The organism is Pedobacter antarcticus (assembly GCF_900112985.1).
GTDB lineage: Bacteria > Bacteroidota > Bacteroidia > Sphingobacteriales > Sphingobacteriaceae > Pedobacter > Pedobacter antarcticus.
Genome location: NZ_FONS01000004.1, coordinates 80,550 through 101,845, shown reverse-complemented (window position 1 = coordinate 101,845; position 21,296 = coordinate 80,550). Strand labels below are relative to the sequence as shown.

Here is a 21,296-nt window from a genome sequence, read left to right as displayed (position 1 = left end):
AAAATGCATGCCACAACAGTAAATAGATATTATTTTAATAATAAAGAACGAACATACCTGTTTATTAAATTTAATATTTCACGTAACGCACGTTTATCCTGTATATTATAAATTCCATTTTTTCGCGACCATAGCCAGGGCCTGTCTTTTGATCTGCTCCGGACTTTGACCGGCATCTATCCAGTTAATTATAACACCATCTTTTTCCATCTTACGGAAAAAAGTCATTTGCCTTTTTGCAAATTGTCTGATCGCAAAATAGAGCTTCTCCTCTAAATCCGACCGGGTCATCTCATTCTGCAGGTAAGCAGTTACAAACTTATATTCCAATCCGTAAAACGTCAACTTCTCCGGACTAATACCTTTTTTCAACAACCTATCTACCTCTTCTATCAATCCAGAATGCAAACGTACCTGCAGCCGTTCTTTGATTCTGGACCGGCGGAGCTCAACATCTGGTACAAGACCGATAACCAAGGGATCCAAAACGGGCCTTTTAATTATTTTAAGGTCATTCCTCCGGAGATAATCAGCAACCTCTATGGCTCGAACCATTCGTTTGGCAGAAGAAAGATCCGCATGCGCAGTAAAAGCTGGCGGGTAGGTTAGCAGTATATCCCGCAGTTTACCAGAATCTTGCTGTGGAAGCGAAGCCCGCAGATCTGTATTTACAGGAATAGCTGTATAAGGCTGGTCCTGTAAAATGGTGTGAATATACATGCCCGTTCCACCACATAATAATGGAACCTTATGATGCTTTCTTAACTCACCGTAAATAGTATAGAAGTCTTCCTTAAAAGCATTTACATTATAACTATCTCCCGCCTCAAGAATATCAATCAAATGATAAGGAACGCCATTTTCACCTTGCCCATACTCATGGAGGTCTTTGCCGGTACCAATATCCATATCTTTAAAAACCTGGCGGCTATCTGCGCTGATTAATTCAGTTGATAGCGAACGCGCCAGACTGACCCCTAATCTGGTCTTTCCCGAAGCGGTAGGTCCCAGGACGACAAGAAGTGGATTATCTTCCATTTAAGTATAAAATATATTTTAAATTACCTGTGTTGAAAACAGGCGTATAACCTGTAGGGTTGGAATCAAAGTCAGATGGCAGGCGGTGCTGAAAGTACCTTTTACCCGTAGAACGACAGACCCAGATTTTCGAAGCTGGTTGTGTGTCAACCAATGTAAATCCCAGTTTTTCATATGCAGCACCCGCAGACCAGTCCAGGTCAGCATAAGTCATTACATCATCTGGTTTGAGTAAATTAATCAAATGCTTTATCAGTTTACTCAGGCCTCCCTGTACAACCAGGCCGGAAACACTAGCAAAACGAATCAGTTCAATTGAATAATATGTTTCGGCAATAAGCGACATCCGGCGCCTGGCAGAGAAAGTTGCAACTGCTACGATGTCTCCCTTGGCCATAAGGGCGAGCCGGTATCTGGATTTAACACCCCCTTGCAAATGATATTGCTCCATAAAATGGTCGGCCTCCACCTGACTGATGGATATAACTGTTGTTTGCCGTCCATGAACCCTTTGCAAATTCAAACCGAGTAAAGACATTAGCCGGTTTATCACCTGAACTGAACGTAAGTTCCATACGTCCTCCCAAAGCTGAATCAAAGTTGCTCCTTGTATAGCGTAATCATTCTTCAATTTAACTAAAGCCTCAGGACTGTAGTTTACCCCAAGGCTTAGAAGATTCAGAAAAATAACATTTCCGGTCTCCTTGCAATTTATGGATTTCAGCTTAAATATTGAGTCAGCAGGAGAAACCTGCCCGATTATTACTCTTTTCTCCTCAAGCTTTTTTATGAAGTCATTATGCCAGAAGGCAGGATCTATATCCACTCGTTTTCTTTAAATATTTTAAATGCCAGAGCAATCTTGTCGTCCAGCTGATTTAGTTTAACTTCATCAAGTGTCCCTAAACTGATCTTCTCATGTTGCGGAAAGTCATCAGGAAATAAGCTCAGGATAACCGTATCACCTGAAATCTCTAAACCCGCAAAAAACAATTCATGAACTTCGTGTCCATTAACCACATTTTTCTGTTCCGCCCAAAGATCATAACCACTTTCTGAGTTAAGCCTGTTAGTAAATCCTAAAGTTGCGTAAGGCTGAAGGTCAGCCCTTACAGTCTGGAAGATTTCAATTTCATCTGTCTTTTTCATACTGCTTGAGTTTTTGTTTATAACACCAGCAAAAAATTATTGTTTAGCCACCGATAAATTTAGCCACCACTGTTTTACCGGATAGGGGTCACCGATAGTTATAGTTTCACCCAGATGTGGAGTTGCAATTGGTAGCTGGACATCCGCTGCAGCCTTAACCGCCCGGATAACCGGATCATTCCAATCGTGCAAGGCCAGCGAGAACTTCGACCAGTGTACCGGCAGAAGCGCTTTAGCATTCAGATCGATAGCAGCTTGTACGGTTTGCTCCGGGAACATGTGAATAAACGGCCAATAAACGTTATACTGACCGCATTCCAGTATAGCGAGATCAAAAGATCCAAACCTTTCTCCAATTTCCTTAAAATGGGTATCATATCCCGAATCTCCACCGAGAAATATCCGTTTATCTGAAGATTGGACAACAAATGAACACCATAGCGTTTGATTTCGCTTAAATAATCTGCCGGTAAAGTGTCTTGCAGGGCAAGCTGTGAATTGAAGCCCTGATAAAGTTGTTGTTTCATACCAGGCCATCTCTGTAATCTTCGATTCCGGAATACCCCAATGCTGCAGGTGAGCCCCGACACCAAGCGAGGTAAGAAAATATTTTGTTTTCCCACTTAATTTCAGGACGGATTGATAATCGAGATGGTCATAATGATCATGCGTGATCAATAAAATATCAATGTCCGGCAAGTCTTCCAGCCTTAGCTGTTCGGTCCCCGCATAATTCAATGAGCCAATAAAACTAAAAGGAGATGTTCTCGGACTAAATACCGGGTCTACCAGCACATTTAAGCCTGATATCTGCAGCAAATAACTGGAATGTCCGAACCAGGTAATCCTGGTCTGTGATGAACTGGTAAAATCCGGCTTTAACACCGGAAGTGGTGCAGGCGGTCTGCGTAGCGGGTTTTTCTTTAAAAGAGCAGAAAGCAGCTGGAAATAGCTCACGTTTTCCGGCTTCACTGGCGTGTCCGAAAGATTTTTCAGACTGCCATCCTTGTAATAAAACTTACTTTTAATCAGCTCCAGCCTTTTACCCCTGGGCAGGCTTCCGAAAACAGGTAATCTCCAGATCAGAAAAAGCAGAAAGCAAATTAGCAGAAAAACAACAAAATCAATAATCATGAATAAATTCTTTATAGCGCGTACAATCTCAAACGGGATTACAATAAAAGAACGAATATAGTCAATAGGAGATTTCAGCCTGCTTATTTTTCTTATCATTGCATAAAAAAGATATTATGTCAAACAAGCAGGTTTTCATAAACGACAGGTTTGTACCCCTTACAGCAGCCAGTCTTCAGATTTCAGATCTGTCTATCCAACGCGGTTACGGGATCTTCGATTTTTTTAAGACCGTTAATGGAAAAGCCATTTTCCTTGAAGATCATCTGGACAGATTCTTCAGTTCAGCCGCCCAAATGCATCTGGACATTGATCTGGATAGAAAAGCTATCCTAAAAATTCTGGAAGAGTTGACAGCAAACAACCAGATCCCCGATTCAGGAATCAGACTTACTTTAACCGGAGGCTATTCAAGTGACGGTTATCTGCTCAACACGCCGCCAAATCTGGTGATTAGCCAAACTGAGCTGCAAGCACCGCTGGTACTACAGGATCAAGGAATTAAATTGATGACATTTGATTATCAGAGGCAGCTTTCAGGAATTAAAACATTAGATTATGCAATGGCAATCTGGCTGCAGCCTACAATCCGGCAGGCAGGTGCACATGATGTGTTGTATCATAATCAAGGATGGGTAAGAGAATGCCCGAGAGCAAACTTCTTTATTGTTAATCATGATCAGGAAATAATCACCGCCGCAACGCAGATATTACCAGGAGTAATCCGTAAAAATATACTTTCTCTTGCGGCGCAGGGCTTCCGTGTGGTAGAAAGAGACTTCAACCTGGAAGAACTGGCAAATGCATCCGAGGCATTTATTACCAGTACGACCAAGCATATCCTTCCTGTATTAGAAATAGATGGAAAGGCTGTTGGAACAGGGCGTCCAGGAGAAGTCACAACAAATTTGTTCGACCAGATCACTGCCATCGTAAAAAAGCAGGCCGGTCTTTAAATCCGGCTATGCCTGTAAGTTTTATTTTGCCGCTTCCGCCACCGGCGCAGGAGGAACAAGTTTAGCAGCAAGACCAGTTCCCGCAGCAAGTAATTCCTGAGTGATTGTACGCGTATACTCAGATATCTCCGCTTTAAAGTCTGAAACCGATGCCCCGGAGCGGATTTCTTCCAGCCTTTTTTCCCATGAGCCGGTAAGCTCAGCCTGAGCAATCATCTGATCTTTTACTACATCATATACGGCGAGACCCTTATGTGTTGGAATCAGGTTTCTTTTTTCCCGCTGAATATATTCCCGGGTAATTAGAGTTTCAATAATTGAAGCACGGGTTGCTGGCGTCCCCAGACCACTGTCTTTCATTGCGTACCGCAATTCTTCATCTTCTATCTCTTTCCCTGAAGTCTCCAATGCTTTTAATAAAGAAGCTTCGTTGTAAAAAGGTTTAGGTTTGGTTTGCTTCTCCAGCAATGCTTTAACCGGCAAGGGCAATGCTTCGCCTTTTTTAACTTTTGGTAATGAAGGATTGTCCTCATCCTTTTTATCATCTTCTTTATCGTTCAAGACAGAACGCCAGCCTGCAGAGCGGATTACAGTCCCGTTAGCAACAAAGACGGAACCCGATTCTATGGTGATCTTAGTAACTTCCTTTATACATTCCTGGTGAAAAGCTTCCAGCATACGCGCAATCACCATATCGTAAATAGCCTGTTTATCCGAGCTCAGGTGTTGCGGAGTAATACCTGTAGGTAATATGGCATGGTGATCGGTAACCTTCTTTGCATTTACGCTCCTTTTGTTCAATGGAACAGTCAATAGAAATTCTGCCTGTTTACCCAGATCAGGATGGGTACACAGGGAAGTAATTAACTGGGGTACACCGGCAAAAACATCATCTCCGATATACCTGCTACCTGTACGCGGATACGATACCAGTTTATTCTCGTAAAGATTCTGCAGAATATTTAATGTCTGGTCTGCCGTATACCCCTTGCGTTTGTTAGCCTCTTGCTGTAAACTGCTCAAATCGTGCAGCAACGGAGGCGGTTCTTTCCGTGGTTTGGCTTCTACATCGACGATGCGCGCTCCATTAGTGAAACCCGACGGAATGTCTTCAATTTTATCAAAGAGAACCTGTGCCTCTTCCTTAACGTTATAATTCTGTATGGAAATTGCCTTAAATAACTGTCCGTCCTTATCTACCTGGATACCCAGTTGATAATAAAGCTGAGGTACAAAATTTTTCGTTTCCAAATAGCGCGAACAGATCATGGCTAATGTAGGAGTCTGTACACGTCCTAATGATAGTACCGACCTCGCACCTGCAGAGATACTCAATGCCTGTGTAGCATTCATTCCCACCAGCCAGTCCGATTCGGAGCGGCAGTGTGCAGAATTAAAAAGCGTGTCGTAATCCGTACCAGGCTTTAAATTTCTGAACCCGTCCTTAATAGCCTCGTCAGTCTGAGAAGATATCCATAGCCTTTTAAACGGTTTCTTACATTTTAAGAAGTAATATATATACCGGAAAATAAGCTCTCCTTCTCTCCCGGCATCCGTCGCTACTATAATTTCTGTAGCCTCATCAAATAGTTTTTTAATAATATCCAGCTGTTTCCGTACACCCGGATCTTCCACGAGCCCATCCTTCGTTTTAATCTTTCGGATAGCCAGTTTAAATTTCGGAGGCAGCATCGGCAGATGTTGTCTCCTCCAGCCAATGTAACCATATTCCTGCGGAGGTGCCAGTTGCAGTAAGTGTCCGAATGCCCAGGTAAAAGAATATCCCTTCCCTTCTATATAGCCATCTTTTTTTACGGTAGCGCCAAATACTTTAGCCAATTCCCGTGCAACTGATGGTTTCTCTGCAATTACAATCTTCATCTGTTATATGTATTCTTTAGGACCGATAAATTTCATCAAAAATATCTGGATTCGGTTAATCTATATCTAATTTAAAACGACTGCAGCACGATAGCCCGATAAAAAACAGCCGGAAAAATCTTATTTTTAATCTCCTATAAGCGCAATACCTGTTTTGAAAGTATGGCAGTGTGCGTCTACGATATCACGGATCTGGGGCGAATAACCACCTCCCATACTCACCTGCACCGGCAAACCATACTTAACGCAGGCTTCGAAAACCAGACGGTCCCTTTCCCGGCAACCTGCATTGCTTAGCGAAAGTTTGCCTAATTTATCAGTTTCCAACACATCTACGCCAGCAAGATAGAATACGAAATCGGGTTTATGCACCGAGATCAGTTCGGGTAAAGTTTTAGCGAGCGTGGAAAGGTAAAAATCATCCCTCACACCATCTTGTAATCCAATATCCAGATCTGAGACCTCTTTTCGAAAGGGGAAATTCTTCTCTCCGTGCATTGAAAAAGTAAAGACACGCTTTTCCTGCGCCAGAATCTGCGCAGTTCCATTTCCCTGATGAACATCAAGGTCAACGATCAAAATTCGCCTGGCAAGCTTCTTAAACAGCAAATAAGAGGAAGCAATAGCCTGGTCATTCAACAGGCAGAAGCCTTCTCCCCAATCTGAGCCGGCATGATGGGTACCACCGGCAACATTAAAAGCAATTCCAGACTTCAGCGCTGCCTCTGCCCCTTCAATCGTACCTCTTGCGATCCGCAGCTCTCTTTCCATCAATGCTTCATTAAGTTCAAAACCAATTCTGCGCTGCTCCTTTGGCGGCAAACTCAATTGCTTCAATTGTTCCCAGTAAGCCGACTGATGCGCCAGTAATACAAACTCTTCTTCCAGCGGATCCGGTTCAAAAAAATTATCCTTAGAAACTATCCCTTCATGAAGCAGCTGCAATGGAATCAGTTCGTATTTTAGCATAGGAAACCGATGACCTTCGGGTAAACTATGTGCAAAACAGGGATGATAAGCAATTTTAACCATTAGCTTAAAATTTCTCCGACATGTTTTTCAATATTAGCGCAAATCTCGTCCGCAGGCAAATCATTTGCATCAAGCCCGAAAGGACTTTCAATTTCTTCTGCAATCAGTTCAAGGGAGGCCAGTACATATAAAATGAACGGAACAATCGGCACCACGAAAAATCCAAGACTGAATACCCAGCCGAAAGGAAGTGTGATGACATAAATAAAAATGAATTTCTTTATAAATGCACTGTAAGAAAACGGTATGGGTGTGTTTTTTATCCTTTCGCAACCTCCGCAGATATCGGTAAATGCAGTGATTTCAGGCGTTAACATCAACAACTGTTCTCCTGTGAGTTTACCATCCAAATTCAGCTGAATAATTCTTGAATTAATACTGGCTGCCACCTGGTTGGGAATATGTTTGCCCCCATCTACCTCGATAAGAAGACTGTTTTTTCCAAAATACTGTTTCTCACGCAAATGTTCCTTTAAAGCGAAAGCATATTTAGGAATCGCATAGTTAAAAAATTCCAGCTCCTTTTTATCCAGGCGCAAAGCCTTTAATTTAATAGCCAGGTTACGACTGACATTGGTTAGCTGACCAAGCAGCCGGCGCCCCTCCCACCACCGGTCATATGAAGTATTAGTCCTGAACACCAGCAGCATAGATATTACAAAACCCAGCAGACTATGCATCATGCTAATGTTCTTAACAGTATCATTGATGTAAACACGGAAATAATACAGTTCCAGATAGGCAACCAGCCCGGAAAATACAGCTACAGAAAGCATGAGCGGCCAGAGTTTCCTGATTGTATCTGCTTTGTGAACGTGAAAGATAAAGTTAAACCAGTCTTTCGGATTATAGTTAATCATAGACCTCAAATATCCAAAAAAACACGGTCCTTTGAAAGCTTACAATATTTATCTTTTACATTTGTTTTTAATCAAAAAAATCAATGGTTATTTATCAGAAAAATATCAGAATTGGTGCTAAAAGAAGAGGTTTTCATTTGATAACCAGGGAAATCGAAACCATATTACCGGAAATACAACATATAAAATCGGGAATCTGTCAGGTATTTATACAACACACTTCGGCTTCACTGACCATTAATGAAAATGCAGATCCCACAGTGAGACAGGATTTCGAGTATTATTTCAACAAAAGCGTACCAGAAAATGATCCGGGGTATCTCCATGATGATGAAGGTCCGGATGACATGCCCGCGCACATTAAAGCATCCTTGATGGGTGCGTCAGTTATGATTCCGATACAAAATGGAAGATTTGCACTCGGAATGTGGCAGGGCATCTATCTCTGCGAGCATCGTAATCGTGCCGGATCAAGAAACCTGGTTATTACAGCCTGGGGCATATAACGCTCAATTTCATCTGAAACATACAACCTATTATCCATTTGAATATATTTGGAGCCTGAATTGTCAGGAGTCAATGAAACAGCAGGTTTTAAAACGCCTGACAAAACGGATCAGACTTAAAAAAAGCTAGATTTATGAAGACAATAATTCCGGTAAAATCGAAAAAAGAATTAGCATCGTTTATTGATTTTCCACACGATCTGTACAAACATGATCCTAATTACGTACCGGAACTTCATATCGCCCAGAGAGACTTATTAACCACACATCCTTTCCATAAACATTCTTCTCTGCAATGCTTCCTTCTTTTAGACCAGGGCAGAATTATAGGCAGAATAGCCGCAATACACAATACCATTCACAACGAAGTGAATCATAACCAGGATGGTTTTTTTGGTTTCTTTGATTGTATCGATGACCAGGAAAGTGCAGATATGCTAATTGGACAAGCCGAAAAATGGCTTACTGATAAAGGTTTGAATACGATTATCGGACCGGTAAATTTTTCAACCAATGAATCCTGTGGATTACTGGTTTCCGGTTTTGATAGCCCTCCGGTAGTGATGATGCCATATAATGCAGCTTATTATGTTACGCTTCTGGAAAATAACGGACTGGTAAAAAAGGTAGATCTTATCGCCTGGAAGTGGGACGGTGAGAGCTATGATGACAGGTCTGTAAAGCTCATGGACAAACTGCAGGAACGTTTAAAAAGAAGCGAGATTGTGATCCGGAAGATCAACATGAAAAACTTCAAAGAAGAAGCTGACAAGCTCCGTGAAGTTTATAATAAAGCATGGGATAAAAACATGGGGTTCGTACCTATGAATGATGAAGAATATGATTATCAGGCTAAAGACTTAAAAATGATCCTCGACCCGGACTTCTGCCTGGTTGCAGAGCAGAATGGGAAGATAGTCGGTTTTGGTGCAGCGGTTCCTGACATTAATGAAATACTTATCAAAATCAAAAGAGGGAGACTGTTTCCTACCGGTTTACTTAAATTGTTGTGGTATAAAAAAAGGGTTTCAGGCCTGCGGATTTTACTGCTTGGAGTTGTAGAAGGTTACCGGAAAATGGGAATTGAAGCCTGTCTGTACGGTAATATTATTAAGGCATACAAAGCTAAAGGATTAAAGTATGCAGAAGCATCCTGGACACTGGAAAACAACGACTTAGTGAATAACGCTATTAAAGCAATCAAAGGAGATCCCTACAAAAAATACCGCATTTTCGAAAAAACTATTGCTCCTGCAGGGAGTACTGAAAAGATATAACCGATAGCCTATATTTGCAAGGACAAACATCTTGTAAATGAAAGCTATAAGCACCAACTTAAAAAAGGCAAGTCAATATTTAACGCTATTGGCCTGCCTTTTTTTTATACCAGAACTCACCCGGGCCCAGAAACACAAAGATAAACCCGATAAAAATGACGTTTCTTATCTCGCTGATTCTAGTGTTCTTAACCGAAGCGATTATCTGGCCAGCCTGGGTAAAGTTTACGAAGCCATTAATCAGGTTAGGGTTACTACAGGAAGCTTTTACAAGCTCAACTCCATTAAGCCCCACCTGGAGCAGGATGAAGCTGCAATATCGCTTTTAAGGGATCGTCTTAATCAGAAAGACAGACCTCAAAACCTGCAGAATTTACAGATGTACCAGACTTTACTCTCAGAACTGGATTCTCATAATCAAACCTGCCTGGAAGACCTCAAAGAATACGATGAAGAACTCAACGAGGTTAAAACCCATCTCCTTGAACTAGGTAAGGACACAGTACTAACGCGGTTATTCAGCACAGACTCCTTAAAAGTTGTGTTTAAAAGTCAGTTTACAGAACTCGCAGGCAAGAAAACAGAAATGGATAGCCTCATTAAGACCAACACCAGCATTTTAAATGCATTGATGGCCAGGACTTCAACCAATCTGATTAATATCAAAGAATTGAAATTTCTGACAGAAAACCAGCTCAAACTGGTAGGTATAAAGGCTTTTGGAAAAGAGAGGCGTTATCTGTGGGAGACCATAAATCAGAAAATGAACCGGAAAATAGGCTTCAAGCACTTTCTGGAGAGCGAAAAGAAAATTTCTTTCTATTACTTTGTTTATACCAGAAATACCCGTTTGTTATTATTCCTAACCGGAGCAGTCTTCTTCTTCTGGGTGTATTACAACTTCAAAACTCTGAAGAAAGCAGATAAGATGGACGTAACCACCATTTACGGTTTCAATCTTCTACGACCCAAACCCTATCAAATAACGTTCATTCTCATCCTCACTCTGGCACCCGTATTTGATCTGCTCGCGCCTGCATTATACATCGAAGGCGTTTATGTATTACTGGCTATCCTTTTAGCTTCCTTACTATACAAACGCGTTCCAAAAAAGGTCTTCTATACCTGGGCTATATTCGTTGTTCTGCTGCTCTTACCTATTCTGCTTCGCCTTTTAGGTTTTCAAGCCAGATCCCAACGCTGGATTCTACTGATATTCAGTATACTGTCTACGATTTACGGGATTAAAGCCTTCCAAAATCTAAGACCAGCCGCAGGCAAATTCAGTATACTCCTACCTGTTGGAATTATCTACATCCTTTTTAATATTCTGGCTATATTTTGCAATATATTCGGAAGGTTTACACTCACACAAATCTTTTATAATACAGCCATCAGCGCTGTTCTAAATTCCATTTCACTGATTCTTTTAGCCAGTATGCTTACAGAGGCCTTTATCCTGCAGGTAAAAACCAGCCGGATCAGAAGAAACTATGCAGATTACTTCGACTGGCAGCGCGTAGAAAGAAGAGTAGGAGGCATTTTGGGAATCGTAATCTTCATTATCTGGACTACACTTTTTTTAACCAACCTGAATATCTTTAATGAACTTTACAACTTTGTTCTGGGCTTGCTCAACGAAAAGAGAACAATTGGGAGCTTAACATTCACGCTTGGTGGTATAGTCCTGTTCCTGGTTATTATCTGGGCAGCAAACTTCCTGCAGAAATATATCACCTACTTTTTTGGCGATATGGGTGATGATTCCCTGGAAGAGAACAAATCTGAACGTTCTAAACTCATTATCATGAGACTGATCTTATTGATCGGAGGTTTCTTGGTTGCCGTAGCTGCATCAGGATTGCCTATAGATAAGATTACGGTGGTTCTGGGCGCATTAGGTGTAGGTATCGGACTGGGTTTACAAAACATAGTCAGCAACTTTGTATCCGGTATCATTCTGATATTCGACAAGACACTACGCATAGGTGATATGGTGGAACTCGGTGATAAAAAAGGTCGGGTAAAAGAAATAGGAATCAGGGCAAGTACATTACTTACCGACGATGGTGCCGAAATCATTATTCCTAACGGATCGATACTTTCAAACAACATTATCAACTGGACATTAACCAATAATCAGATGCGGGCAATGCTGGAATTCACGATTAGTAAACCATATGACAGGGAGGTGGTAAGCACATTAATTTTAGAGGTAATTAAAAACAGTGACAACATTTTCCTGAACAAAGAGCCCAAGCTTATTATTAGCCCCAAAAGTAAAAGCAGCAGCCAGGTTCGTGTCTACTTCTGGTGCATGGATATTTCAATGGCCGAGCCTACAAAGAGCAGTATTATGGCTTCGATTTTCGACGAATTTGATGATAAAGGGATAGAAGTATTAAGTTAGTTTAAAAATACAATTAACAGTTGTATATACACTGACAAATAGATATATATGATACAAATATTATCAATTGATAACTAGATTATTCTTCCATATTAACAGCCTTCGAAAGCACGCGTACAGCCAATGTGATTTCCTGCTCATTCAGGTTTCCAAATCCAAGACGCATAGCTGTAGAATGTTCATTTTGATAAAGAAGTTCCTGTGGCAAATGGAGGTTCATTTTTGTACAATTTTTACTAATCCGCATGAGATTAAGGTCTGGATTCCAATTGGTCCAGACCGACAATCCGCCCGGCGGGGCATCAAATGTCAGCTCCCCTCCCAGCTCTTTTATTAGCAGAGAAGTAAATAGATCACGACGATCCTGGTAAACTTTTACCGCCTTCTTCAGGTGACGCTGAATTTCTTTTTCTTCGAGCAGTTCAGCTATGGCCTGTTCCATTAACATGTCGCCCTGGCGGTCTACCAACCTTCTGAACTTAGCCATTTCCAGTATCAGGTTTTCGGGAGCAACCAGGTACCCCGAGCGGAAACCGGGGGCCAGTGATTTACAGAATGAGCCTATATAAACGACCATTCCGTTAGTATCGGCGCTGGCCAGCGGCAAGACTGGATTACCCTTATAATGAAAATCATAATCATAATCATCCTCCAGAATTATAAATCCATATTGAGCAGCAAGATTGAGCAACTCAACACGCCGCTCTGCACTTAAGGTTACCGTTGTTGGGTAATGATGATGCGGCGTGAGATATAACATCCTTATCTTTTGACGCTTACACAACTCGCGAACCGCTTCTGTCGAGATTCCGTCCTTGTCAACAGGAACAGCCTGCAATTTCGCGCCGCATTGCTGAAAACACATATTCGCCAGGTAGTAACTCAGGTCACCTACAACGACCACATCACCAGCGTCAATTAACATGCTTGACGCCATGTAAATACTCATATGTATACCCCTGGTGGTCAGAATATTCTCTTTTTTAATATGCAGCCCTCTCGTATTATTAAGATAGTCAGCCAGCATTTCCCGGTAAAAGACGTTTCCTTCGGCATGTGAATAGCCGAAATGCCTATAATTGGTCTTACTGCGAAGTATTCCCCCATACACCTTAGACAACCGCTCTAGCGGAAGCAATCTGATATCCGGCAGACCATCATTAAACTCCAGTCCCGTGTTTGGGCTCAAAGTAAGCGCGTCTAACAACATACTCTTTCGGAACTGATAACCTGTTTTCTCTGGATAACTGGTTAACAAACCCGCACTATACGGCTTAACGTCAGGATCCTGAGGCAATTCTTTCCGGACAAAAGTCCCCTTATTCGGTCTGATTTCTGTCCAACCCTGCGCATCCAGCTCATCAAACGCCGCAATAATCGTCTTTCTGTGCACCTGAAGGATCAGCGCAAGTGATCGACTACCCGGTAACTGCGAACCTGCCTGCAGTACCCCCCGCTGTATGGCATTTATAAGCTGCCGGGCAATCTGCAAATAAACAGGATGATCAATTGATCTGTCAATTTTAATAACAGTTTGAAATGGAATATTAACCGGACTACTCATAAAAATAAAACTGGTACATATGAAGTTTGGGGCAAGGTAATACTTTTGGCACAAATCCGCATAAGATGACATTAACAGCCTTACTACAACATATTATACAGCACGATTCTTTACATGCCAAACTACTCAATACACTATCACTTCTGGAGAATATAGGTGCCAGAAAGATATCAGCGAGCGAAAATGCCCATACCACAACATTGATGGTATTAAAACATGCGGCAGAAGAACATCGCCACGCCTACTATCTAAAAAAGCAGATCACCAGATTAGGAATCCGCGAAAACCCTACTTATCATCCGGACTACTTAATAGCACCAATAGCAAGCAATCACTATTTACAGCTGTTGGATCTGAAGACCAGCAGATATCTGCGCGATCGTCTGCACCTGCATGGTGCGGAATTAAAATTTGCAGCTTACCTACTCGTCACCTATGCTATAGAAGTCCGGGCAGACCAATTATACCCGGTCTATCAGGCTGCACTGCAGCAGGCTGGCAGCAAGGTTAGCGTCAGGTCAATAATTGTAGAAGAGCAAGGCCACCTCGAAGAAATGATCATACAGCTGAAAGAATTTTCTGTGGACTGGGAGTCACATGCAGCGTATATCTGCGCAATTGAAGAGCAGCTTCATACTGGATGGACAAATGCGTTAATTAAAGATTCCATTGCTTAGAAACTATGAATGCAGAACAATTTATGCAGTTTAAAATTGGCAACAAAGAGTCAACAAATGGAATTCGTAAACTACAATTAACAAATGATTTAACAGACTTCAGCTCTAATGATTATTTAGGATACTCCAGACTGAAAAATGAAGAATCATCAAAAGAATACCTTCAATCAGAAGCCAGGCTGCTACCGAAAAACCAAGGCTGGTCAGGGGCCGGCGGGTCAAGATTACTCAGCGGAAATTCCGCTGCTGCCGAAGAATTGGAAGACCTGTTTGCAACACAGGAAAAAACCGGAGCGGCACTACTTTTTAATTCAGGATATACAGCAAACACCTCACTGTTCTCCTGCCTTCCACAAAAAGGAGACCTCGTGATTTACGATCAGTACATCCATGCTTCGGTAATCGACGGCCTGCGACTAAGCTATGCAGACCGGCTAAAGTTCAGACATAACGATTGCAGGGATCTGGAAAACAAACTCCTCCAAAACAAAGACCGTCAGGGCCGTTGCTATGTGGCAATAGAGAGCCTTTATTCTATGGATGGAGATTTCGCCAACCTACCCCCGATACTGGCCCTATGTAGTAAATATCAGGCGAGACTCATTGTAGATGAAGCTCACGCGTTTGGAGTATTCGGAACTGGCCTGGCCACCAGCGAAGTGACCGGCACCCCGGTATTCGCCAGAATCATCACCTTCAGCAAGGCTTTAGGCCTGCATGGGGCAGTAATTTTGGGTAGCCAATTACTCAAAACCTATCTTGTAAATTTCGCAAGGCCATTTATCTACAGCACAGCACTGCCTCCTATGCTAATACTATCCATTTTAACGCGATATAAACGATTATTAACCCTTCCGGAAGAACAACATAAGCTTCAGCAAAAATCAACTCTCCTACGCGCTAATTTGCAAGCTATTTATCCGGCCGGGAATTCAACAGAGCGGATTGATCTGAAAGTGTCCCCTATTCAAATAATTACGATCCCGGGAAATGAGAATTGCCTTCGCTGGAGCAAATTGCTTTTCGAAAAAGGATATGCAGTTTACCCGATCCGCAGCCCGACTGTACCAGCGGGTACCGAAAGACTGCGTATCTGCATTCATTCATTCAACACCGAAACAGAAATTAATGGCCTTTGTGAACAGATTAAGCAATTGCACCAATCTTAAAAATCAGACAACAAACATGAATAACCCGCTATTTGTAACCGGTATAGGTACAGGAATAGGCAAAACAGTAGTTTCTGCTGTCATATGTTATCAAAACAAAATGGACTATTGGAAACCGGTGCAGGCAGGCGACCTGCACTATACCGACACAGAGATCGTGCGTGAGCTTACAGGGCACCATCATTCCAGATTTCATCCTGAAAGACACCGCTTTATGCTTGCTGCATCGCCTCATGAAGCTGCCGCTGCAGAAAATGTGCGGATCACCTTACAGGACTTTATCCTGCCCGGGCATCTCAGACCTTTACTGATAGAAGGTGCCGGCGGCCTGCTGGTACCCTTATCTGACAATTTACTCACGGCAGAATTAATCCGGCACCTAAAAGCTGATCTGATTTTGGTTATCAGGGATTATCTGGGCTGTATTAACCATAGCCTGCTTACTCTTGAGGTCATTAAACTGCGCGGACTCAATCTGAAGCAGGTGATTTTCAACGGAGATTTTAATCCATACAGCAAAAAAGTAATTATCAGCCAGCTGCCATCGAACTGTCCCTGGACTGATCTGCAGGAATTAACTGAGATAAACCATAATTCACTGAGCAGACTACCCAAACTGCTCAAATTTTAGACTATACAAAACATTTAATTCTCAATATGTCGTCAATTCTAAACATCCGCCATGACTGGAGCATCGAAGAAATCCAGGGAATATACCACACACCTTTGCTTGAACTGGTGTATCAGGCCGCAACCGTCCACCGCAATTTTCACAATTCCCTGGAGGTTCAGGTATGCACTTTACTTTCTGTAAAAACCGGAGGCTGCCCGGAAGACTGCTCCTATTGTGGTCAGGCAGCGCGCTACCATACGGGAATTAAAGTGAAATCTCTCATGAGCAGAGACGAGGTCATTCAAATTGCCACGCGCGCTAAAGAAGCCGGATCTTCACGTTTCTGTATGGCTGCAGCCTGGCGGGAAGTGAGAGACAACCGCGATTTCGACACCATACTAGATATGGTAACCGGCGTCAATGAGCTTGGCATGGAGGTCTGTTGCACGCTTGGTATGCTCACAGAAAGTCAGGCACAAAAACTTCAGCAAGCAGGCCTGTATGCCTACAATCACAATCTGGATACGTCAAGAGAAAAATACGAAGAGATTATCAGCACGCGGACTTACGATGATAGGTTAAACACCATAAATCATGTAAGGAAGGCAGGAATCAGCGTATGCTCCGGTGGAATTATCGGTCTGGGTGAAACACACGAAGACCGGATTCGTATGCTACATACACTTTCCACGTTACCGGTTCATCCGGAATCTGTACCAGTCAATGCCCTTGCCCGCGTAAAAGGCACACCTCTTGAAAACATGCCCAAAACAGACGCCTGGGAAATGATCCGCATGATTGCAACTGCAAGGATTTTAATGCCCGCATCTATCGTCCGCTTAAGTGCAGGAAGAGCAGAAATGAGCGGAGAGGAACAATCCTGGTGTTTCATGGCGGGTGCAAATTCCATCTTTACAAGTGAAAGCGAAGAGCTATTGGTAACCCCAAATCCCGGCATTTCCCAGGACAGAGAACTCTTCAGTTTACTAGGATTAAAACCAATGCAGCGTATAAACAATCTGGAAAAGGAGGCAGTATATGACCTTAACAAATAGAGACGCTAAATATATATGGCACCCTTATACACAACATTATAAGGGAAATAAACATATAGTTATAGATCATGCATCCGGATCGTACCTCTTTGACCAGGATGGCAAAAAATATATAGATGCAATTTCATCCTGGTGGGTTATACTACATGGACACTCCCATCCTTATATTGCAGAAAAAGTGATCAAACAGCTCGGTAAGCTAGACCAGGTCATTTTTGCAGGGTTCACACATGAGCCCGCTATTCAACTCGCCGAAAAGCTACTGAATATACTGCCACCCTCTCAACAGAAAGTTTTTTACACCGACAACGGGTCAACTGCTATTGAGGTAGCACTTAAGATGTGTATCCAGTTCTGGTATAATCAGAACCAACCACGCAGTAAGATTCTTGCTTTTAAAAACGCATATCATGGCGACACTTTCGGCGCCATGTCAGTGAGTGCCCGGGGTACATGGACAGCCCCGTTCAAAAACCAGATGTTCGAAGTAATCTATATTGATACACCAGACAGCAATAACCTGGAAGATCTGCAGAAAATCATCGAAACCCACGCTGCAGACCTCGCATGTTTTATTTTCGAGCCACTGGTACAGGGGTCTGCGGGAATGCTAATGCACAAGGCCGAACACCTTGACCAGCTCATGGCTCTTTGCCGTAGGAACGGAATACTAATGATCCAGGATGAGGTTTTTACGGGATTCGGGCGCACAGGCAGAAATTTCGCCGCAGACCACCTGCAGCAACAGGCCGACATCCTTTGTTTTTCCAAAGGATTAACCGGCGGAACTATGCCTCTGGGTATCACAACCTGTAGTTCAGAAATTTACGCTGCTTTTTTAGCTGAGGATAATCTTAAGACTCTTTTCCATGGTCATTCTTTTACAGCGAACCCACTAGCCTGCGCTGCAGCTGCGGCCAGCCTTGATTTATTAGCCGAACCAGATTGCCAGGCAGCAATTCAGCGGATAGCTGCGCTGCATAGCACATTTGCAACTTCAATCGAACTACATCCTCTTGTCCGCTCCGTCCGGCAGACAGGGACTATCCTCGCCATTGAATGGGAAACGGGAGAAGGGACCTCTTATTTTAATGGTCTGCGGGACTGGTTATATAATTTCTTTCTGGATAAAGGGATAATCCTTCGTCCTTTAGGCAATATTATCTATATCCTTCCACCCTATTGTATTAGCAATGCCGATCTGGAAGAAATCTATGCGGCAATTCTGGAAGCACTTGACCTGAAATTAAGATAATCGGTCTAACGGAGTCTTTGTTCGGACATTTCTTTAGTCTTATCGCAGTAAGCGCCTATTTTACTTCTGTTTTTCTTCGGGGTTGCCTTACCCTTCCTTTACCCTTGGTATACCGTTGCGATACCCTTGGTATACCCTTTGGGTAAAGGAAAGGTATACCAAGGGTATCGCAACGGTATACCAACCCCGAAGAATAGCAAAAAAAAATCAATGGAAAATAAAACGTAAACAGCAACTGAATCAAACCTGCTATTGCTTCACACGGTCAGCTTCCGAATCTGCTCCTGAACGTTTATCAGGCCGGTTAGCTTTCATCTGACCTAACCTCATGCTTAAAGTAAGCACTGCACGTCTGCTATCTCCTCTGTTCACCCATCCGGCATCTGTCAGATTCAGGTTATTGATTGTACCTCTGGTGATCTGAGTTCTGAATATATCACTAACACTCAGTTTAAGTGTAGTTTTTGGCGAAAGGGTTTTGGAAAGCCCCATATTCATTCTCCACTGCTCTCCAACTACAAACTGGGCATTGGTTACTTTACTTTGGTAATTCCCATCCAGCTGTGCGTTCCAACCGTGTTGTAGCTTAAACTGCGCAATCCCCTGAAGATAAGTGAAAACCCCTTTATTATCCAGCAGGCCTGAATAAAAATCACTTTTAGAATGAATTCTGGTCAGCTCTCCATAAAACTGTAAATTAAGCCAGCTCAAGGGATCTACACCCGCGTCAATATTCCAACTTAAGACTTTACTACTGCCAATATTTCCCGGCCTGCTGTAGTAAATCCCATCTTTAATCTCAATAGTCTCATTAAACTCATCCTTGGCACTACTGTAACTTACCGAAGTACTAAACTTCTTCCAAACATAAGTCAGCTCGACTTTCTGCGAAAAAGACGGTAGTAAATATGGATTACCTACATAATAGGTGAATTTATCGAGCGGTGAAATAAACGGATTCAAATCCTGATAATACGGTCTTTCAACACGACGTCCATAATTGAATTTCAACTGCTGATTGCCCGAAGTGTCCAACTGATATCGTATAAAAAGAGTCGGGAACAAGCCTGTATAATTCCTTTTAAAGGAGGAGTCACTTTTCATTATATTTCCCAACTGCCTTCCACGTGAATCTGTATTTTCCAAACGCAGACCAGCCTGAACGCTCCATCTGTCAAAATCTTTATTCAGATTCACATAAGCTGCACTAATCCTTTCCTTGTATTTAAACTGATTGGATTTATCATAATCCGGGGTAGTAAGACCTCCCAGCGTATTACTATAATCTGCTACGTTATCTGTTTCTGTAAAACTATTTTTCAAACCGCCGGCAAGTTTCAATTTCCCGCTAAACGGATGTGTATAGTCTACTTTTGCACTTAAAATATTTATATTCCCTTTCAAGTTACCATTTAACCCTTCTACATGATCAAACTGTCTATCAGCGTTATATATGTCGTTAACATAATCTTGTTTGTTACCAGATCCATAACGCAAATAATCAAGATCAGCTGAAATATCGGGTCCGTCTTTTTTAAATAAATGGCGGTAATTCAGATTCGCACCGAAATTATCTGAAGTTCCATTCTCGACATTACGCGCTTTAACCAAAGATTCCAGTTTACCTGCAGCATCATTAATAACGTTCTCACTGAGATTATTTGAATTCGGTTTACGTAAGAAACCTGTAAATACCACGCCCCAGCTCGTTAATTCTGACGGACTATAATCTGCCCCCAGAAGTCCGTTTATTCCCCAGCCTTTCCTGCGTAGAAAAGTCTGCTGATCGAATGATCCGGTATGATTACCAGCTTCATCTCTGTAGTTCCGATAGATATGAAGGTCCGATGCCCCATTGCGAAAACTGTAGCCAGCATTACCAAATACATTAATCTTATTGTTTTTGTAATTAAAGTCAATACTATTATTTGTTGTTGTATATATTCCCTGACCTGCAGATGCATTAATCCCAAGATTAAATCCTTTGAGCTTTTGCTTTTTCGTCTTTATATTAATAACTCCTCCTTTTCCAGCAGCATCATATTTAGCCGGAGGATTACTCATGATTTCTATCTTGTCTAAAGTTGTTGCCGGCAGACTCCTCAAATAACCTTCCAGGTCTGCCCCGGACAGATATGTTGGCTTATCATCAATAAAAATAGTTACCCCTTGCTGCCCCTTCAGACTAATCTGCCCATTTTGATCGACCCTTACTCCCGGAGATTTTTCCAATACATCCATTGCCGTAGTTCCGGCATTACTAATCAAGGCATCGACATTTAATACGGTCCGGTCAATCTGATGTTCAATCAGTGCCTTTTTAGATACAATAGACACTTCTTTTAAAGACTGTTGCTGTTCCTGAATACGAATTGAACCCAGATCCAACACCGGCAAACCGGTGGTAATAGCAAGAGAGACAGACTGATAAACTCTTCGCCCCATCAGATTTACATCCAGTAAATAGATTCCGGGAGCTATCCCACTAAAAATAAAACTCCCATTAGCCTCACTGAACTCCATTTTCACGAGTGATGAATCTGATTGCTTTTTTACCGACATCGTCGCACCATCGATCCCAACACCCTGATGATCCAGAAGAGTCCCCTTTATTTTCGATCCAGCTACTTGCCCAAAAGACACAGCGGTGCCATACCATGCTAAAAATAGCATCATTAAATATTTTTTCATTTATAAGAATTTTAAGATAGCACAGATGC

18 protein-coding genes are annotated in these 21,296 nt (G+C 42.3%); 9 read left to right on the top strand and 9 right to left on the bottom strand.

The features are described 5' to 3' along the window. Window positions 1-105: 105 nt before the first annotated feature. Genes miaA through BM192_RS10215 form a run of 4 tightly spaced genes read right to left on the bottom strand, consistent with a single transcriptional unit; the run spans window position 106 to window position 3,420 of the window. The gene (miaA, locus tag BM192_RS10230) at window positions 106-1,038 is read right to left on the bottom strand and encodes a tRNA (adenosine(37)-N6)-dimethylallyltransferase MiaA (protein WP_037443267.1); all 933 of its coding nucleotides are present in this window, start codon (window positions 1,036-1,038) and stop codon (window positions 106-108) included. Further along, window positions 1,028-1,864: a hypothetical protein gene (locus tag BM192_RS10225; protein ID WP_037443265.1), complete on the bottom strand. Its 837-nt coding sequence runs from the start codon at window positions 1,862-1,864 to the stop codon at window positions 1,028-1,030. The genes miaA and BM192_RS10225 overlap by 11 nt, the downstream gene beginning before the upstream one ends. Next, window positions 1,855-2,187, bottom strand: a complete 333-nt coding sequence (locus BM192_RS10220) for a hypothetical protein (RefSeq protein ID WP_037443263.1) — start codon at window positions 2,185-2,187, stop codon at window positions 1,855-1,857. The genes BM192_RS10225 and BM192_RS10220 overlap by 10 nt, the downstream gene beginning before the upstream one ends. Window positions 2,188-2,223: 36 nt before the next feature. After that, on the bottom strand, window positions 2,224-3,420 hold the full coding sequence (locus BM192_RS10215) for an MBL fold metallo-hydrolase (protein ID WP_234797539.1): 1,197 nt from the start codon (window positions 3,418-3,420) through the stop codon (window positions 2,224-2,226). A gap of 17 nt (window positions 3,421-3,437) precedes the next feature. Here BM192_RS10215 and BM192_RS10210 point away from each other — a divergent pair, with 17 nt between their 5' ends. After that, window positions 3,438-4,277, top strand: a complete 840-nt coding sequence (locus BM192_RS10210) for an aminotransferase class IV (RefSeq protein WP_037443271.1) — start codon at window positions 3,438-3,440, stop codon at window positions 4,275-4,277. Window positions 4,278-4,298: 21 nt separating this feature from the next. On the opposite strand, the gene topB is transcribed toward BM192_RS10210, so the two are convergent. The 3 genes from topB to BM192_RS10195 all read right to left on the bottom strand — a co-directional run bounded on the left by topB (window position 4,299) and on the right by BM192_RS10195 (window position 8,050). Further along, on the bottom strand, window positions 4,299-6,158 hold the full coding sequence (gene topB / locus BM192_RS10205; RefSeq protein ID WP_037443261.1) for a DNA topoisomerase III: 1,860 nt from the start codon (window positions 6,156-6,158) through the stop codon (window positions 4,299-4,301). A gap of 126 nt (window positions 6,159-6,284) precedes the next feature. Then, window positions 6,285-7,190 (bottom strand): histone deacetylase family protein, encoded by a 906-nt coding sequence (locus BM192_RS10200; RefSeq protein ID WP_037443259.1) that lies wholly within the window; start codon window positions 7,188-7,190, stop codon window positions 6,285-6,287. Continuing rightward, window positions 7,190-8,050, bottom strand: a complete 861-nt coding sequence (locus tag BM192_RS10195) for a bestrophin family protein (RefSeq protein ID WP_074588027.1) — start codon at window positions 8,048-8,050, stop codon at window positions 7,190-7,192. The genes BM192_RS10200 and BM192_RS10195 overlap by 1 nt, the downstream gene beginning before the upstream one ends. Window positions 8,051-8,133: 83 nt before the next feature. Here BM192_RS10195 and BM192_RS10190 point away from each other — a divergent pair, with 83 nt between their 5' ends. The 3 genes from BM192_RS10190 to BM192_RS10180 all read left to right on the top strand — a co-directional run bounded on the left by BM192_RS10190 (window position 8,134) and on the right by BM192_RS10180 (window position 12,243). Then, complete coding sequence (locus tag BM192_RS10190; protein ID WP_037438929.1) at window positions 8,134-8,556, top strand: secondary thiamine-phosphate synthase enzyme YjbQ; 423 nt, start codon at window positions 8,134-8,136, stop codon at window positions 8,554-8,556. A gap of 134 nt (window positions 8,557-8,690) precedes the next feature. Beyond that, on the top strand, window positions 8,691-9,833 hold the full coding sequence (locus BM192_RS10185) for a GNAT family N-acetyltransferase (RefSeq protein WP_037438931.1): 1,143 nt from the start codon (window positions 8,691-8,693) through the stop codon (window positions 9,831-9,833). 37 nt (window positions 9,834-9,870) lie between these two features. Then, window positions 9,871-12,243, top strand: a complete 2,373-nt coding sequence (locus BM192_RS10180; protein ID WP_081857474.1) for a mechanosensitive ion channel domain-containing protein — start codon at window positions 9,871-9,873, stop codon at window positions 12,241-12,243. 79 nt (window positions 12,244-12,322) lie between these two features. Here BM192_RS10180 and BM192_RS10175 read toward each other — a convergent pair whose 3' ends face one another. Further along, on the bottom strand, window positions 12,323-13,807 hold the full coding sequence (locus tag BM192_RS10175; RefSeq protein ID WP_037438933.1) for an aminotransferase-like domain-containing protein: 1,485 nt from the start codon (window positions 13,805-13,807) through the stop codon (window positions 12,323-12,325). 65 nt (window positions 13,808-13,872) lie between these two features. Between BM192_RS10175 and BM192_RS10170 the strand changes: the two genes are divergently transcribed. Genes BM192_RS10170 through bioA form a run of 5 tightly spaced genes read left to right on the top strand, consistent with a single transcriptional unit; the run spans window position 13,873 to window position 18,576 of the window. Next, window positions 13,873-14,484, top strand: coding sequence for a hypothetical protein (locus tag BM192_RS10170; RefSeq protein WP_037438935.1), 612 nt, complete (start codon window positions 13,873-13,875; stop codon window positions 14,482-14,484). A 5-nt stretch (window positions 14,485-14,489) separates the two neighbouring features. Further along, complete coding sequence (locus BM192_RS10165) at window positions 14,490-15,653, top strand: aminotransferase class I/II-fold pyridoxal phosphate-dependent enzyme (protein WP_037438937.1); 1,164 nt, start codon at window positions 14,490-14,492, stop codon at window positions 15,651-15,653. A gap of 16 nt (window positions 15,654-15,669) precedes the next feature. After that, the gene (gene bioD, locus BM192_RS10160) at window positions 15,670-16,284 is read left to right on the top strand and encodes a dethiobiotin synthase (protein ID WP_037438940.1); all 615 of its coding nucleotides are present in this window, start codon (window positions 15,670-15,672) and stop codon (window positions 16,282-16,284) included. Between the two features lie 26 nt (window positions 16,285-16,310). Beyond that, the gene (bioB, locus tag BM192_RS10155) at window positions 16,311-17,321 is read left to right on the top strand and encodes a biotin synthase BioB (RefSeq protein WP_037438942.1); all 1,011 of its coding nucleotides are present in this window, start codon (window positions 16,311-16,313) and stop codon (window positions 17,319-17,321) included. Then, window positions 17,305-18,576 carry an adenosylmethionine--8-amino-7-oxononanoate transaminase gene (gene bioA / locus BM192_RS10150; protein ID WP_037438944.1) on the top strand — a complete coding sequence of 424 codons (1,272 nt, stop codon included), beginning with the start codon at window positions 17,305-17,307 and terminating at the stop codon, window positions 18,574-18,576. Before bioB ends, bioA begins: the two co-directional genes overlap by 17 nt. A 249-nt stretch (window positions 18,577-18,825) precedes the next feature. Here the strand turns inward: bioA and BM192_RS10145 are convergent, their stop codons facing one another. After that, window positions 18,826-21,267 carry a TonB-dependent receptor gene (locus BM192_RS10145; protein ID WP_037438946.1) on the bottom strand — a complete coding sequence of 814 codons (2,442 nt, stop codon included), beginning with the start codon at window positions 21,265-21,267 and terminating at the stop codon, window positions 18,826-18,828. Between the last annotated feature and the right edge of the window lie 29 nt (window positions 21,268-21,296).